The following is a 15975-nucleotide window of genomic DNA, read 5'->3' on the forward strand; positions in this document are numbered from 1 at the left end:
GCGGGTAATATTTTTCAATAATTTGATAAAGAAGGGTTTGCTCTGGTTTATGACGTTCATACTTTACCGTCCCCTCTTTTCTGGCATCCTTTACAAGAGACATATATCACACCTATGCTGTAATTATATACAGTATAGGTGTGTTTTTTTTATTGTAGGTATGCTGATACTTTATAGCGCAAAAATATGGGCATTAACTGTTGAAAAACTAATTAGCCCACCGACCGCTTTTCGCTCAAAGCAGTCATAGCATAAAAACCCTCACAGTCCGCTTTTTACTAATTTCTGCCAGTTTAATAGAGCTTAATTGACTGCACTGAGATGTTAGAGCTTCGAGCTAAAAACGGAATCGTAGCTGTTTAATTCTTTAAGACGGATGAACATGTGATATTAAGAGTATATAATTTGTGACCTCTAAATATCCCAGAACAATACTGGGTGGGCAAATGGAACAACCTTGGTATAGAAATAAAACAGTTTATTTTCCGATGCTATCTGTCGTTGTCGTCGCTTTGCTCGCCGCCTATTTAGCTGAGTTGTACGACAACAAATATTATCATTTCATTTTTTTCTATTATTCAATATCGAGCCTTTTTGGTTATGACGCATATGAAACTGCATATTTAAATAAGCGTCATGAGTATCCGGTATTATGTTCAATAGCTTACGTCTTATTCTGGGTGCCAAAAAAGTTGCTCTTTATTTTTAAGTAATAGCCTCTCTTTTGACAACTAAATTTTGAATGTTGACCTTGAATTTTTCTGCGATCTCAGAAATTATATTAATTGCTTTTTGTTCGATTTCGATGAGCTTTTCTTCATCTAAATACTGAAGAAACATCGCTCTTTTTCTTTTTGAGACAGTTCCGCCACCTGATTAAGAAATGTGTAGCCTACTGGATTCATTTTTTATTTTATCTCAGTTAGATGCTATATTTTTAAAGCGAGATGATGCATATTGAGGCTCAAAGAGGCATAATCACATGTTAGTTATTCAGTATTTTCACTTACATTTCCAGATTTGACTTACAATTTCTGAAATCCACTTAAAAATCAAAATTTCACTTATAAATTCCAATTTCTAGTTATTAATCCAATAACTACTTATATGTCTTGCTTGTACTAAATCGAGCAACAATCTAAAATTTTTTTAGAAGTAATATTCGCTTCAATTATGATGACTAAAACCAATCTTCTTTTGTCTCACAACGCTTTGATATAAAGATACAGAGAATTTGGTCAGTCCTGTTACAACATAGTGTTTTAGGTGAGACGATTTTTTGTTTTGTGACAAGTGTTTGTCACAATGTCACAAAATAAAAAGTCAATAAAATCAATATATTGGGTCGTTTGATGCGCCAAGATCAGGATTGAAAATCCCCGTGTCGGTGGTTCGATTCCGCCTCCGGGCACCATTATACTTAAGGCCTACAAGAAATTGTGGGCCTTTTTGTTTTCTGATATTCAATAAAATTTAGTCTTTACAGACGGTGGGTCAGAATATGGGTGCCAGTGACTTAGCCAAGTGCTACTTTACATGAGGCGCTTAAAGCAAGTTTCACATTCATACTATCGAGGTAATAACCAAACTTAGTCGTATTTTCTATTAGTAACTGTGAGCCAAAAGGTGATTTACCCTTAGGTGAAAATTTTCGATTTACCGTTTTAATTTTGCTAAGCACCTAATTAAAAGGTGAAATTTGCTTAGCTTGGTGACTAAATAGTTGTTCAGCAAAGATTAGTCGTTATAATCTGATCCAGAATTTTGCTGGCGACGTTTTAACTACGTCAACTCTTATGGAGAGAATCGTGAAAATTAAAAGTTTGGTTTATATGTTTATTGGTTTGTCATTAGCCTTTACTGCACAATCTCAGGATGCGGCTAGCGATGATATTAAATCGCGTATTCAGCCATTAGGTAAAGTGCACATTGCAGGGGCTAAAGCTGAGACTGCGTCTACAGGGCCGCGTAGTGGTACACAAGTTTATAATAAAGCCTGTGTTGCCTGCCACAGTGTGGGTGTTTTAGGTGCGCCTAAACCCAATGATGCAGCGGCTTGGGCACCGCGTATCAGCCAAGGATTCGACACCATGTGGCAAAATGCAATTAAAGGATATAACGCCATGCCGCCAAAGGGCACATGTGGTGATTGTACTGATGATGAAATTAAAGCAGCAATAGAACATATGATTGAAGGTATTTAATTATAACCTGAGGCAGTTTATTGTTTAAATTAAGGCCACCTAGTGTGGCCTTTTTGATCTTTATAGTTTATTTTATGCTACTAATTTTTGCCAAAAAACTAACTATAAGTGCGTAAAAATCCATAGAATGGCTGATTCTAATATTACTGTAGAACTTTCTTTAGAAGAATTAAGAGAGCTGGTTCCGCAGTTACAACAGGTGACTGAAAAATATAAGCGTTCTGAAGCGATTCAGAAGGCCTTATTTGATATTTCAGAATTAGCTAGTTCAGTGAATGAACTTACCCGCTTATATCCAGCGATTCATGAAATTATCGCCGGTTTTATGCCGGCTAGAAATCTCTATGTTGCGTTTTATGAAGAAGAAAATGCCATTATAGATTTTGCCTATTTTGTTGATGAGTCTGAGGATTTAGTAGAACGGCAAGTACCCGCTGAAGAATTAAAAAACAGTTTAACTGGCTATGTTTTATCCAGTGGTCAGTATCTATTTTTAGTCAAAGAAAATTTTCAGCAACAAATTGATGATTTAAAAATTCAATATTTTGGCCCTCAACCAGTTGATTGGATTGGTATCCCATTAAAACGGGGAAATCAAATAATTGGTGCTTTAGTGGTGCAAAGCTATGACGAAGCAGTGCGTTATAAACAAGAAGATCTTGATGTACTCCTTTTTGTATCACAGCACATCGTAAACTGTTTGGATCGGGTTAAAAGTCGCGAACTCACTGAAAAAACGATTCGCCAGCGCACCAAGCAACTTCGTCAGATGAATGATGAGTTGCAAGAAGAAATTTCTGAGCGACAAAAAATTGAATCGCTGCAACAAGCCTTATTTGAAATCTCTGAATTATCAGCCTCGATCGAAAGTGATATGTCCTTATTTTATTCTGCCATTCACGATACGCTTTCACGTCTGATCGGTGCACCAAACTGCTATGTCGCTATTCTTGATAATCAGACTAACTTCTTAACTTTTCCTTATTTTAAAGATGAATTGAACACGCGAGCTAAACCACGACCTATGGGCTTGGGTTTAACCGAATATGTTATTCGTCAGGGGCGAGCCGCATTAATTGATTCGAGCAGAGTCAACCAGTTAACTGAAAACCATGAATTAGATCAAAAAGTCGCAACAGCTATGATTGCGTCAAATAATTCTTGGTTAGGCGCACCGCTGGTGATTGACGGCGATATATCTGGTGTGATTGCCGTGCAAAGTTACGGTGGTAGTCAAAAGTATTCGCTTAAAGATTTGGAATTTTTGCGTTTTGTATCACATCACATTGCTGTGGCACTGGGGCGTAAACGTTCTAGTGAAGCGATTCAAACCTATAATCAGCAACTGACCGAGAAGGTGAGGGAACGCACCGAAGAACTCAATCAAACCAATTTGTACCTGCAAAAGCAAATTGAACAAAGAAAACAAATCCAGCTTAAACTGGAGCATGACGCCCACCACGATGCGTTAACGGGGTTAGCCAATCGGGTGCTGTTTAATAATCGCTTAGAATTGGCCTTAGCGAATAAAATGCGTTATGCCCATAACAATTTTGCTGTGGTTTTTATTGATTTAGATCGCTTCAAACAAATTAATGATTCTCTTGGCCATCACGCTGGCGACTCCTTCTTAAAAGAGGTGTCACGACGGATTACTTCTTGTATTCGAGGACATGATTTACTTGCCCGCTTAGGCGGTGATGAGTTTGTTGTATTGTTTGATAATTTTGAATTGGCTAGTGATATAGAAGAAATATCTGCACGTATAATTAATGCCATTGCTGAGCCCTTTGTTATCGAGAAAAAAGAAGTCTATTCAGGTGCAAGTATTGGTATTGCTTATATTGAAAGCGGCTATCAAACCGCTGACGAAATTTTACGTGATGCCGATGCCGCAATGTATCAAGCGAAAAGTTCCGGACGGGGTTGTCACGTCATCTTTGATAAAACGATGCGTGAAAAACTGCTTGAAGAGCTTGAGATAGAAGCGGAGTTTAGACAAATGCTCAAAGCTGAGGCATTTGAATGTTACTCTCAACCTGCATTTAATTTATCTAGCGGTGAACGTATTTATGAAGAGTGTTACATCAGATGGGAGCATTCAAGTTTAGGTAAAATTAAACGCGAGCAGTATTGGCAAATCGCCGAACAAAGCGGCCTAACCGTGGAAATGGATAAATTCATGCTCGGTAAGGCCTGTCATATTCTTCAAGCTTGGGCCCAAAGTGAAACTGAGCAACAAAATTATCGATTAGCGATCAATTTGTCGATTCATCATCTGACTCAAACATCTCTTGCTAGCCAATTGGTTGATAAAATTAAAGATGCTGGCGTTGATCCAAAAAAATTGGTGATTGAATTTGATGAAAATGATCTTAATCGTCGTTCGCAATTTATGTTGCCGGCGATTAAGGTGCTGAAACGTGCAGGTATAACTTTAGTATTGGATAACTTTGGTAGTGGTTTGGCCTCCTTAAGTTATTTGTACTCGTATCCTTTTGACTTTGTCAAAGTTGACCATCGGTTTGTTAAAACCATTCCTCGCTCTGAACGTAATTTGAAATTAGTCCAGTCAGTCTTATCTATTTCTTCGCACCTGAAATTTCAATTAATAGCAGAAGGTATCGAAACTGAAGAACAATATCAGGCGCTAGTGGCAGTGGGCTGTGAATTTGGCCAAGGTAAGTATCTACATCCGGCTGCACCATTAGAGTTAGAGCAAAATTGTTCGTCTTTACCCTTTGGAAATGCCTCAGCTTAATCAAGAGGGAGGTATCATCGTTATTATTTTTTTGCCAACATATTGCGTAAATTAGCGATACCGACCTGGCCTTTCTGCTGACGCACGTCTGCACTGTCTTTGTTTTTCTTCTGTTCCCACAATACATCATCTTGTGGTAACTCATACAAAAAGCGACTGGGTTCAGGATTGATTAACTCGCCAAATTGACGACGTTCTTTGACTAGGGTAAAAAATAAATTACGCTGGGCTCGAGTTATGCCTACATATGCTAAACGTCTCTCTTCATCAATATTGTCTTCCTCTATGCTACTTTTATGTGGCAACAGGCCTTCTTCCATGCCCACCATAAAAACATAAGGAAATTCTAAGCCTTTGGAGGCGTGTAAAGTCATTAATTGCACTTGATCCGATTCATCTTGATCTTCGCCACGCTCCATCATATCCCGTAAAATAAGCCGATTAACCACCTCCTGCAAAGACATTGGCGGGTCAAGCTCTGTACCCTCGAGCATATCGCTTATCCAGCCGAAAAGAGTACTGATGTTGGCCATGGCCATTTCAGCGGCTTTAGGGCTCGTACTCGTTTCATACAGCCACTCTTCATAGCCCATGGTTTTAATCATGTCGCGCACAGTTGCAATGCCATCACCGCGATGAACCTGATCAGACAATTCGACTATCCAACGACTAAATTGCTCGATAGACACCAGTGCTTTGCCGCTCACATGTTCTTGTAATTGGGCGTCGAAAGCGGCGGCAAACATGGATAGTTTATTTTTATTGGCTAAATTACCCAGCTTTTCTAGGCTGACTCGTCCGATGCCACGAGTAGGCGTATTAATCACGCGCAGTAGAGCATTATCGTCGTCTTGGTTAACTAACAGACGTAAGTAGGCCATGATGTCTTTTACTTCGGTACGGCCAAAGAATGACATGCCTCCACTAATTTTATAGGGAATTCGGTTACTCATTAAAAACTTTTCAAAAACTCGAGATTGAAAGTTTCCTCGATACAAAATGGCGTAGTCTTTAAAGTGCGTCGCATTCATGAATTTGTGCGCTAACATTTCGGCTACCACTCGCTCTGCCTCATGTTCTTCATTTTTGGCAATGATGACTTTTAATGGCTCACCATAACTCAGTTCAGAAAAAAGCCGCTTTTCAAATACGTGGGGATTGTTTTGAATCAAGATATTAGCGCAGTGCAAAATTCTGCCTGAAGAGCGGTAGTTTTGTTCTAATTTAATGACTCTTAAACTTGGAAAGTCTTTTTGCAATAGTACTAAATTTTGTGGTCTGGCGCCGCGCCACGAATAGATAGATTGGTCATCGTCGCCTACCACAGTAAAACGCGCGCGTTCACCCGCTAATAAGCGCACTAGCTCGTATTGGCTAGTATTGGTATCTTGATATTCATCAACCAGCAAATAGCGGATCTTCATTTGCCATTTTTGTCTGACAGTTTCATTCGACTTTAATAATAAGGTGGGTAGTAAAATTAAATCATCAAAATCAAGGGCATTATAAGCCCGCAAGTTATTATGATAACGTTGATAAAACTCAGCAAATTCTCCATCACTGGCAGATAGACTGGTTTTTGCCAAATTTTCAGGAAGGATAAGATCGTTTTTCCAAGAAGAGATACGACTTTGCAATAAATTGAGTAGCTCTTTATCACCATCTAATTCAGTGGCGGTGAGATCTTTGAGTAAAGCTAAACTGTCCTTGTCATCAAACAGTGAAAACCCAGGTTTTATACCAAGGGTTTTTACTTCGGATTTAATAATATTCAAACCTAAAGTATGAAAAGTAGAAACTTTGAGCCCCCGCGCTTCTTTTTTACCGAGTGTTTGGCCCACCCGTTCTTTCATTTCACGGGCCGCTTTATTAGTAAATGTTACGGCAGCAATGTAGCGCGCAGGTACATCACATTGCCTGACTAAATAGGCAATTTTATTGGTAATAACGCGAGTCTTTCCGCTACCGGCACCTGCTAAGACTAAACAAGGCCCTGAAATGTAATTTACCGCCTCATTTTGGCCAGGATTGAGTTTCATGCTTGCTTGGCTCTTGCCTATTTACTTCTTGGGCTGGCGATTGTAAGAAATTATCATTGCCTTGACTATCAATACCCGAATTCTTTGCTCAATCAGCTGATCATAATGATGGTTTATACTTTCGCTTTGGTTACAATAAGTTTTTAACTAAAGGACAATACGCATGTTAAATCCCAAAAAATTGGAAGAAATAGCCAAGCAAATTTCTGATTCCGTCCCACAAGGTATGAAAGATATGGCGGAAGGCGCGGAAACACGAGTGAAACAAATTCTGCAAAGTCAAATTAGTCGGCTCGATTTTGTCAGCCGTGAAGAATTCGACGTGCAAACTCAAGTATTGATCCGCACCAGGGAAAAGCTAGCGGCGCTAGAAGCACGCATCGCCAGTTTAGAAAAGAGTTCTACTGGGGACTGAGCCAATATTGCAGCATTATTCCCAAAGCCATCACCAAGCCAAAATAATGATTATGTAAAAAGGCTGCAAAACAGGCTTCACGAACCCGATCTTTGATCAGGTATTGCTGGTATAAAAATAAGCCTAATCCGATGCTTAAAGCGGTGTAAACGGGCCAGTCAAAATGTAAATTGATACTGACCATCATCAATGCCGCTAGGGTGAGCAGCTGCAATATGAAAATAATAAGTTTGTCGAATTGACCAAACAGTATGGCGGTTGATTTAACCCCAATACGGATGTCATCATCGCGGTCGACTATGGCGTATTGGGTATCATAGGCGACGGTCCAACACAGGTTTGCCGCATACAGACACCAAGCAATCCAACTAACGTGGTGGGTTATTGCCATAAACGCCATAGGAATAGACCAACCAAATGCCGCGCCAAGTACCACTTGAGGAAGATGGGTATAACGCTTCATAAAGGGATAGAGAGTTGTTAAGGCCACGGCCCCCACAGATAATAAGATGGTTTGCCAATTCAGCCAAAGTACCAACAAAAAAGCGATAAACAACAATAGGAAGAAACAAGCTAATGCTTGTTTACCGCTAAGCTCCCCTGTCGCCAAGGGGCGCTGTGCAGTGCGCTTTACTGCGCCATCAACCTTCCTATCAGCAAAGTCGTTTATAACACAGCCAGCAGCCCGCATAACGACGACACCTAATACAAATACAAGTAATATGTCTAAGGGGGGAATACCTTCGGCTGCTATCCAAAGTGCCCAAATACAAGGCCACAGTAAAAGATAAATACCGATGGGCTTGTCCATTCGCATCAGGCGCCAATAGGCTGAAAACGACTTAATTTGCATTATGTGTACTCACTTGACTCAGTGCAGCATAGGCGGGTGATAAAGGTAAAAACAGTTCAGCTACTGACAATGCTAAACCGCCAAACTGAAATACAGAACGCCGCGCCCATAAGGAATGTTGACTAGGCAAGTTGAGGCTAGAGGTGATTGGATGGCTGGAACTAATTTGGGTGATTTGGAAGGGCATACGCTTAAAGCGCGGGTCATTAAAAATAAGTTTACCCAAGGGCTGGTTACCTAAACCGGCAAATTCTGCCCGACACATTTGTTCTGGAAGAATAGAACGGGCAAATACCCAAGGTTGATTGTTGCCCCATAACAATACTTCTCTGACCTGCCATTTTATATCCCTGCTGACAGCTGAAAAACGAGCTAACTGTTGGATTTCTTCAATACTGACTTCAGTTTGCCCTTGACCTAAGACTTGTACGCGAAAATCTCGACAATGTGACTGCAAACGTTCGGTGAGTGAGCCGGTATCTAGCAACCAGTTTTTCAGTTTTGCATCCGCTATGCCTTGCTTATCGGGCTCTTGCCAATTAGCCGCAAGTCCTATGGGAAATGAATTGCTCGTTTTCAAATTGCGTTCTTTTTAATATCTGTAACTTGCATAGTATCAAGTGCAAGGAAAAGACTAAATATAGTTTTATGTAAACTTAATAAGTTTGTTAAACTAGAATGCATATTTACCTAGGTAATTCAAAATCATATGTTTAAAAGTATGCCTAAAATCTGTTTATTGTTTGTGTTGTTACTTAGTGGACAAGGTCTGCTAAGCGCTCAACAAATGACTGGCAATAATTTTGCTTACTTCAGTCTTGAACCGGATATTGTTACCAATTATCTAGGCGCTAATGCGAGAAAATTAGGTTACGTGCGGGTAACGATAGAATTAATGTTAGAAGATGTTGAATATCTGGAAGCGGCTGAACATCATTCGCCCTTATTACGCGCCATCACCATCGAAATTATTGGACGTCAAACCGAAGAGCGAGTCAAGTCTTTGACAGGACGAGAAGATATTCGACGCGCATGCCTCGAAAATATGCGCCAAGTAATGAAAAAAGAAACTGGGCATGAAATGATAAAGGACGTTATTTTTACTAAATATCTTTATCAGGGCTAGGATTTTTTAACTGAAAACGGCTCAGTATTAACGCAAATAAACAGCCCGATATCAGCCCAGTAGTATGCGCAGTATTAGCCATATGCATGGGTAAAATGTCGGCAAAACCTACCACTAACCACAGCAATAAAAAAATAATAATGGGCTTAGGGAAACCGATGCCCCAATTTGGTTTTAACCACCCCAACCACCATACACAGCCCACAAGCCCATAAACCACACCAGAAAGCCCGCCAAAATTAGGTCCATCAATAATGAGTTGGGCAACATTTGAGGTAATGGCAGTAAACAAAAAGAGTAAGACTAAACTGCTTAAACCAAAGGTCTGTTCAATTTGCTTGCCCAACATCCACCACCACAATACATTAAAGACGATATGTAAGGTTGAAAAATGAATAAAAGCCGGCCCTAATAAGCGCCACCACTGGTGGTTATCAATTAGTGTTGGTAATGGCAAAATTCTTAGCCATTCATAAGGGCTTGAGATCCCTATCAAAGCTAAGGTGTAGGTCAGTAAACAGATGACTAGTACAAGTGATGTAAATGGTGATTGTCTAAGGGCATTAAAAATCACATCAACTGAAAACCAACTACTTGCTGGTAATGTGACCGTATTACCTGTTTGCCAAGCCGCTTCTTGATATTTTAGCGCTGTGGGATTGGCAATAAATTCATCCGCAATATTTTTAGCATTTTGCCAATGCTGGTATTCCAACAGTTCCACGCCATGGCGAGTACCTTCACTGACAACTATGTACTGGGCGTTAATTCCCTGACTTTGCAGATAATCCGCCAGTAATCTAGCGGGACGCTCTTTAGAAAAGGCGACTAATAGAGATGATTCTGAAATAGCTCTTTCCTTTCTAATTTATTAATTATTCAGCTTCACCTTGGGAGGTCGTTTGACTTAGGCTCCACGCGGCGAAGCCCCCATCTAAACTATACACTTCCTCAAAACCTTGATGGATCAGAAATTGAGCCGCTTGCTGGCTACTAATGCCATGATAACAACAAACAATCACGGGGGTAGAAAAATCCGTATCGGCGACAAATTGTTGCAGGGTGCCATTACTGAGGTGCTTGGCCTTGGGAATATGCGCTGTAACAAAAGAATGTTCATCGCGAATATCCACTACTTTAGCGGCGCCACTGTGTAATTTTTGCTGGGCATCTAGCACTGATATATGGGCGAACTGCTCCATCATAGTATGTTCCTACTCTGTCTTAGTCTGTAACTGATGGCATCGCCATCGCTCAACCTTACTATTGCCAATTGAGAATAACTTTACCTGATTGTCCCGACCCCATGGTTTCAAAACCTTGTTGAAACTCGTCTATTGAAAACTGGTGAGTAATAATCGGGCTTAAATCCAAACCACCTTGGATTAGGCTGGCCATTTTATACCAAGTTTCAAACATTTCACGACCATAAATGCCTTTTATTGTTAAACCTTTAAAAATAACTTGAGTCCAATCAATGGCTACATCGCTAGGAGGAATGCCTAACATTGCAATCTTACCGCCATTATTCATGTGGGCGAGCATATCCCGCAGAGCAGTGGGTACGCCAGACATTTCTAAGCCGACATCAAATCCCTCTGTCATACCGAGATCGCTCATTACTTCTTTTAAACTAGTGTGATTGATATTAATGGCTCGGGTGGCGCCCATCTTTTTTGCCAGTGCTAAGCGAAACTCATTGACATCAGTGATGACAACGTTACGCGCGCCAACATGTTTAGCAACGGCAGCTGCCATAATACCAATGGGACCAGCGCCAGTGATCAATACATCTTCGCCGACTAAATCAAAGGATAAGGCCGTATGCACAGCATTACCAAAGGGATCAAAAATGGCTGCTAAATCACTGGATATATTGTGTGGTATTTTAAAGGCGTTGAAGGCAGGAATCGCGAGGTATTCTGCAAAAGCGCCTTGGCGATTTACGCCAACACCAGTGGTGTTGCGACACAAATGTCTGCGTCCTGCTCTGCAGTTACGGCAATGCCCACAGGTTATATGACCTTCACCTGATACTCGGTCTCCGATGGTAAACCCCCTGACCTCTTGACCCAAAGCAACTACTTCTCCAACATATTCATGACCAACGACCATAGGCACGGGGATGGTCTTTTGCGACCATTCATCCCAATTATAAATATGCATATCAGTACCACAGATCGCGGTTTTATGGATTTTTATCAACAGGTCATTGTGGCCGACTTCGGGAATATCGCATTCGGTTAACCAAATGCCTTTTTCTTTATGTAATTTAGCTAAGGCCTTCATGCAATGACTCCTAATTCTTTGCCAACAGCAATAAATGCGTCTATCGCCTGGTCAACTTGTTCTAGACTATGGGCCGCCGACATTTGGGTACGAATTCGAGCTTGCTCTTTGGGGACCACTGGGAAGGAAAAACCCACCACATAAATGCCTCTTTGTAACATGCGCTCGGCCATCTCGCTAGCAAGTTTAGCATCGCCTAACATGACTGGAATGATTGCATGATCTTTCCCGGATAGACGAAAACCTGCATCACTCATGCGCTGTCTAAAATGGCTACTATTACGATTTAATTGAGCTCTCAAGGCTCGGCCATCACTCATCATATCAAAGACTTTGAGGGAGGCCGCGACAATAGGAGGTGCGACTGAATTAGAAAAAAGGTAGGGACGTGAACGCTGACGCAACCAACTGACGACTTCTTTTTTACCTGAAGTATAACCGCCAGAAGCGCCGCCTAATGCCTTACCTAGGGTGCCGGTTAATATATCAACTCGGCCCATGACATTACAATATTCGTGACTTCCTCGGCCATCTTCACCAACAAAGCCGGTAGCATGGCAGTCGTCGACCATAACCAGAGCTTGGTATTTGTCGGCTAGATCACATATCGCTTTTAAGTTGGCGATAACTCCATCCATAGAAAAAACACCATCAGTGGCGATAAGTTTAGTACGTGCACCGTCTGCGTCGGCCTGAATGAGCTGAGCTTCTAACTCTTGCATATTGTTATTGGCGTAACGGTAACGTTTGGCTTTAGACAAACGCACACCATCGATAATACTGGCGTGGTTTAATGCATCTGAAATTATGGCATCTTCGGCGTCTAAAATTGTTTCAAACAAGCCGCCATTGGCATCAAAACAAGAGGGGTACAAAATAGTATCTTCAGTGCCTAAAAAGTCACTAATTTTAGTTTCTAATTGTTTATGAATATCTTGGGTACCACAAATAAAGCGTACCGATGCCATACCAAAACCATGAGAGTCTAAGCCTTCTTTGGCAGCGGTAATTAAATCTGGATGATTAGCTAAACCCAAATAATTGTTAGCACAAAAATTAAGAACTTGTTGTGTGCCATTAACGGTAATGTCAGCTTGTTGACTAGAATTGATAACACGTTCAGTTTTATACAAACCTTGGGCTTTTGTATCCATGATCTGTTTTTGTAGTCGCTCAAAAAAATCTTGCTTCATCATGCTATCCGTCAAAGTGAAAGGGCAATATTCTACTGGTATTCGCCCAATATAAGCTAATCCAAGTTTAAAATTAATTCTTTAATTAAAAGCTCTACTGTCACTAGAATTTTACAAGGCATTGACTGATTCTATTTCGTTGTATTTGCATCAGTAAACCAAACTTCATGGTGTTGAGCATATCCAACTGTGCCTCGGTTTCTATGCAGTCTGCGATCAACTGCATACCGAGGTTATTTACCATGACGATAGTTGAGGAGCCGATTTTCATTTCAGCAACATTGTGCTACATCTTGCAAGTAAAACTGGCTAAAAGATAAATGAACCGCCACTTTTTGGCCGAGCATTGCAATCGAATCTAACTGTTCCAATATGATAACACCCTGTGCCAGTCCTCAGTATCCTGTGTTAATCGTACCTTATGGGTTTTCAATTACTGGATAAACTCACTGAGCGCAATGTTCTCGTTTTTGAGGCTAAGCCCCCTTCACAGTCGCAGGCAAGAGTTGCAGCCTAGTTAAGTACAAAAAACGAACTAAAAAATCCGCGTTTTTATCCATTTAAATGACACTCAAGTTTTTCGCATCAAGTCGTTCGACTTAAGCGATATAATCCAATAGTTATCCTGCGTTGAAATCTGTTAAAGTTTACCTTGGTTTCCTTGGCTCGCATTCATAGGTAAAGATTGATTAAATTAAGCATAAAAGAAGAACTTAGCCGCTATGTGTATTCATTTGTATGGCTATTATTATTGCCTGTTTTAGTCGTGAATGGGCTAATTAACTTTGCTAAATTTAACCGTGTGGTGGCTAAAGAATATTTGTCGCGTTTTGGTCTGGGTCATAAACACATCAAACAAGGTGGATTTTGGCTGCACTGTGCCTCGGTGGGTGAGGTCGTAGCAGCACAGCAATTGGTCGAGCGCTTGTTAGTCAGTCACCCTGAGGCTGCTATTACGATTAGCACCAATACGATGACAGGTCGTGAGCGGGTTAAACAATTATTTGGGCAAAAAGTGCAGCATCTTTATTTACCCTACGATTTTCCGCTATTCATCCACGTTTTATTAAAAAAAATACAACCCCGCATGATGCTTATTACTGAAATGGAACTGTGGCCCAATCTTTGTCATTATTGCTGGCGTAAACAAGTGCCTATCTTTTTGATCAATGGCCGCATGAGTGAAAAATCGACAAACTCCTATTTAAAACTTGCCTGGTTGATACAGCCCTTATTGCGCAAACTATCTGCAATTTGTGCCCAAGGCCAACGAGATCTAGACAACTACCTAAGGCTTGGGGCCAATGAAAAAAGCGTAATACTCACCAATAATATGAAGTTTGACTTGGCAATCAGCGCCAATGACCTTGCTGAAGCCACCAAGATCAGCAACAGGTTTCATCTGGAAAATCGTATACTTATTGTTGCTGGAAGTACCCACGAACCCGAAGAGCAACTAATGCTCGATGCCTTTCTGCCTTTAGCCAAACAGCAAGATAATTTATTATTAGTTATTGTTCCCCGTCACCCACAACGTTTCGCCGTCGTTAATGAAATGCTCGTAAAACAAAATATTGCTTTTGCTCGACTCAGTTCTGTAGCAGAGCTAGAGGGTGAAATGCCCCAAGTCCTATTGGCTGATCAAATGGGCGTTTTGCGCGCATTATACTCATTAGCTAAGATTGCTTTTGTGGGTGGTAGCATTGCCCCTCGTGGTGGACATAATGCTTTGGAGCCTGCGGCTTTAGGTGTGCCTGTATTAATGGGGCGGTCAATTTACAATAATCCACACATCTGTGAGACCCTGCAGCAAGCAGGGGCCTTAGTTTTGATCGACAATAGCAAAGAATTGCAAGAGCAATGTAAGCAGTGGCTGAATGATGAGTCTCAGCGTCAGCAGGCAGCTGAGGCTGGACAACGAGTAGTTAATCAAAATAAAGGCGCGATTGATAATACCCTAGCGATATTAGGTTTATTGTAGGGTACGAAAGTAATCAAGCAATCGTTGGGCCTCATGTTCAACCCCATATTGTTGTTCTACATTGCTTCTGCCATTGCGCCCAAGTTCTAACAACGTCTCAGGATCAGCCAGTAGTAGGTTCATTTTATCTATGACGGCTTGTGGGTCGTTAATCGGCACAATATAACCGTCAATGCCAGGACGAATAATATCTTCCCACGCACCTGCTTGAGTCGCTAATACTGCTGCGCCACTGCTCATGGCTTCTAATACGGTCAAGCCAAAACCTTCGTTATCACTTAATGCGCAAACCAGACTCAATGCACTGAATATTTTAGGGATTTCTTCAAAAGCAAGTTCATCGGTAAAGGTGATACGCTCGCTCAAACCAGCCGCCTCAATCTTAGTTTTCAGTTGGCTGACAAAGTCTTTATTGCTGCCAGAAATAGCCCCCACAATTACCGCATTATAATCGGGGTATTGTTTAAGCACAGCAATACAGCCCTCAACAAATAAATGGACCCCCTTTTGTTTACGCACTCGGCCCAGAATGCCTATACCGTATTTGCCACCAAAGCCGAGCGCTTGCCACGCCGCTAATTTATCATCAGCAGGCACGTAGTCGTTAATTTGCACACCATGGGGGTTGACCATGGCAGGGGGGTCTACTAAATAAGAGGCTGAGCGATTACTCACTGCAATAACGCCATCCATCTGACGTGTTAGCCACAAGGTTGAACCAGAGCGATGGCGTTGTGCTGCTGAGCTGAAAACCAGTTTTATTTTGGCTCTAAATAGATACTTAAGAATTACACCCTGAATCATTTCATCGACACGCCGCGCATGGAAAATTCGCCATTTTCCATTGCTCAGAGGTTTACGGCACATTAAGGCAGTTTGCCAAAAACTGATGGCCAAGGCCGGATCAGTTAAAAAATGCTTACCCATGACACGCAGCTTGATCATTTTGCGTTGATAAGACAAAACCTGCAGCATAGTGGAGGTAACACCTGAAAAGTTAGCATTCGAATTGCCAATAATTAATTCAACTTCGTCAGATGACGCTGCCCCGTGTTTTATTTCACTCATGTCGTATTATCCTGCTTATTGACCTAAGCCGAGTTCAGATGGTTTA

The 15975-nt window shown here is 41.2% G+C and carries 13 protein-coding genes; 5 read left to right on the top strand and 8 right to left on the bottom strand.

All coding sequences use genetic code 11. The features are described 5' to 3' along the window. Positions 1-1832 precede the first annotated feature (1832 nt). Together ABKW31_RS14905 and ABKW31_RS14910 are read left to right on the top strand one after the other, a co-directional pair. Positions 1833-2204 (top strand): cytochrome c5 family protein, encoded by a 372-nt coding sequence (locus ABKW31_RS14905; RefSeq protein WP_348617452.1) that lies wholly within the window; start codon positions 1833-1835, stop codon positions 2202-2204. 127 nt (positions 2205-2331) lie between these two features. Further along, on the top strand, positions 2332-4965 hold the full coding sequence (locus tag ABKW31_RS14910; RefSeq protein WP_348617354.1) for an EAL domain-containing protein: 2634 nt from the start codon (positions 2332-2334) through the stop codon (positions 4963-4965). Positions 4966-4988: 23 nt separating this feature from the next. Here the strand turns inward: ABKW31_RS14910 and rep are convergent, their stop codons facing one another. Next, positions 4989-7004, bottom strand: coding sequence for a DNA helicase Rep (gene rep, locus ABKW31_RS14915; RefSeq protein WP_348617355.1), 2016 nt, complete (start codon positions 7002-7004; stop codon positions 4989-4991). A 163-nt stretch (positions 7005-7167) separates the two neighbouring features. On the opposite strand from rep, the gene ABKW31_RS14920 reads away from it, so the two are divergent. Next, complete coding sequence (locus tag ABKW31_RS14920) at positions 7168-7419, top strand: accessory factor UbiK family protein (RefSeq protein WP_348617356.1); 252 nt, start codon at positions 7168-7170, stop codon at positions 7417-7419. Here ABKW31_RS14920 and ubiA read toward each other — a convergent pair. Together ubiA and ABKW31_RS14930 are read right to left on the bottom strand one after the other, a co-directional pair. Continuing rightward, positions 7406-8272 carry a 4-hydroxybenzoate octaprenyltransferase gene (gene ubiA / locus ABKW31_RS14925; RefSeq protein ID WP_348617357.1) on the bottom strand — a complete coding sequence of 289 codons (867 nt, stop codon included), beginning with the start codon at positions 8270-8272 and terminating at the stop codon, positions 7406-7408. The two genes, ABKW31_RS14920 and ubiA, sit on opposite strands and share 14 nt — an antisense overlap. Then, positions 8262-8852 (bottom strand): chorismate lyase, encoded by a 591-nt coding sequence (locus tag ABKW31_RS14930; protein ID WP_348617358.1) that lies wholly within the window; start codon positions 8850-8852, stop codon positions 8262-8264. The genes ubiA and ABKW31_RS14930 overlap by 11 nt, the downstream gene beginning before the upstream one ends. A 207-nt stretch (positions 8853-9059) precedes the next feature. On the opposite strand from ABKW31_RS14930, the gene ABKW31_RS14935 reads away from it, so the two are divergent. After that, positions 9060-9398: a flagellar basal body-associated protein FliL gene (locus ABKW31_RS14935; RefSeq protein ID WP_348617453.1), complete on the top strand. Its 339-nt coding sequence runs from the start codon at positions 9060-9062 to the stop codon at positions 9396-9398. Here ABKW31_RS14935 and glpG read toward each other — a convergent pair. From glpG to ABKW31_RS14955, 4 genes are all read right to left on the bottom strand, one after another. After that, positions 9376-10248, bottom strand: a complete 873-nt coding sequence (glpG, locus tag ABKW31_RS14940) for a rhomboid family intramembrane serine protease GlpG (protein ID WP_348617454.1) — start codon at positions 10246-10248, stop codon at positions 9376-9378. The genes ABKW31_RS14935 and glpG overlap by 23 nt on opposite strands. Before the next feature lie 25 nt (positions 10249-10273). After that, a complete protein-coding gene (gene glpE / locus ABKW31_RS14945; RefSeq protein WP_348617455.1) occupies positions 10274-10600 on the bottom strand; it encodes a thiosulfate sulfurtransferase GlpE in 327 nt (108 codons plus the stop codon). A gap of 61 nt (positions 10601-10661) precedes the next feature. Then, on the bottom strand, positions 10662-11687 hold the full coding sequence (gene tdh, locus ABKW31_RS14950) for an L-threonine 3-dehydrogenase (protein ID WP_348617359.1): 1026 nt from the start codon (positions 11685-11687) through the stop codon (positions 10662-10664). Beyond that, positions 11684-12880: a glycine C-acetyltransferase gene (locus ABKW31_RS14955; protein ID WP_348617456.1), complete on the bottom strand. Its 1197-nt coding sequence runs from the start codon at positions 12878-12880 to the stop codon at positions 11684-11686. The genes tdh and ABKW31_RS14955 overlap by 4 nt, the downstream gene beginning before the upstream one ends. A gap of 685 nt (positions 12881-13565) precedes the next feature. Here ABKW31_RS14955 and ABKW31_RS14960 point away from each other — a divergent pair. Beyond that, on the top strand, positions 13566-14861 hold the full coding sequence (locus tag ABKW31_RS14960; RefSeq protein WP_348617360.1) for a 3-deoxy-D-manno-octulosonic acid transferase: 1296 nt from the start codon (positions 13566-13568) through the stop codon (positions 14859-14861). Here ABKW31_RS14960 and ABKW31_RS14965 read toward each other — a convergent pair. Then, on the bottom strand, positions 14853-15929 hold the full coding sequence (locus ABKW31_RS14965) for a glycosyltransferase family 4 protein (protein ID WP_348617361.1): 1077 nt from the start codon (positions 15927-15929) through the stop codon (positions 14853-14855). The genes ABKW31_RS14960 and ABKW31_RS14965 overlap by 9 nt on opposite strands. Positions 15930-15975: the final 46 nt, after the last annotated feature.

It is taken from the genome of Paraglaciecola sp. 25GB23A (assembly GCF_040012495.1).
Taxonomy (GTDB): domain Bacteria; phylum Pseudomonadota; class Gammaproteobacteria; order Enterobacterales; family Alteromonadaceae; genus Paraglaciecola.

What these genes read in the sequence shown, in the direction of transcription:
- tdh (WP_348617359.1), bottom strand. Translation starts at nt 11,687, where the DNA reads ATGAAGGCCTTAGCTAAATTACATAAAGAAAAAGGCATTTGGTTAACC.
- ABKW31_RS14955 (WP_348617456.1), bottom strand. Translation starts at nt 12,880, where the DNA reads ATGAAGCAAGATTTTTTTGAGCGACTACAAAAACAGATCATGGATACA.
- ABKW31_RS14910 (WP_348617354.1), top strand. Translation starts at nt 2,332, where the DNA reads ATGGCTGATTCTAATATTACTGTAGAACTTTCTTTAGAAGAATTAAGA.
- ABKW31_RS14935 (WP_348617453.1), top strand. Translation starts at nt 9,060, where the DNA reads ATGACTGGCAATAATTTTGCTTACTTCAGTCTTGAACCGGATATTGTT.
- ABKW31_RS14920 (WP_348617356.1), top strand. Translation starts at nt 7,168, where the DNA reads ATGTTAAATCCCAAAAAATTGGAAGAAATAGCCAAGCAAATTTCTGAT.
- ABKW31_RS14905 (WP_348617452.1), top strand. Translation starts at nt 1,833, where the DNA reads ATGTTTATTGGTTTGTCATTAGCCTTTACTGCACAATCTCAGGATGCG.
- ABKW31_RS14965 (WP_348617361.1), bottom strand. Translation starts at nt 15,929, where the DNA reads ATGAGTGAAATAAAACACGGGGCAGCGTCATCTGACGAAGTTGAATTA.
- rep (WP_348617355.1), bottom strand. Translation starts at nt 7,004, where the DNA reads ATGAAACTCAATCCTGGCCAAAATGAGGCGGTAAATTACATTTCAGGG.
- ubiA (WP_348617357.1), bottom strand. Translation starts at nt 8,272, where the DNA reads ATGCAAATTAAGTCGTTTTCAGCCTATTGGCGCCTGATGCGAATGGAC.
- glpE (WP_348617455.1), bottom strand. Translation starts at nt 10,600, where the DNA reads ATGGAGCAGTTCGCCCATATATCAGTGCTAGATGCCCAGCAAAAATTA.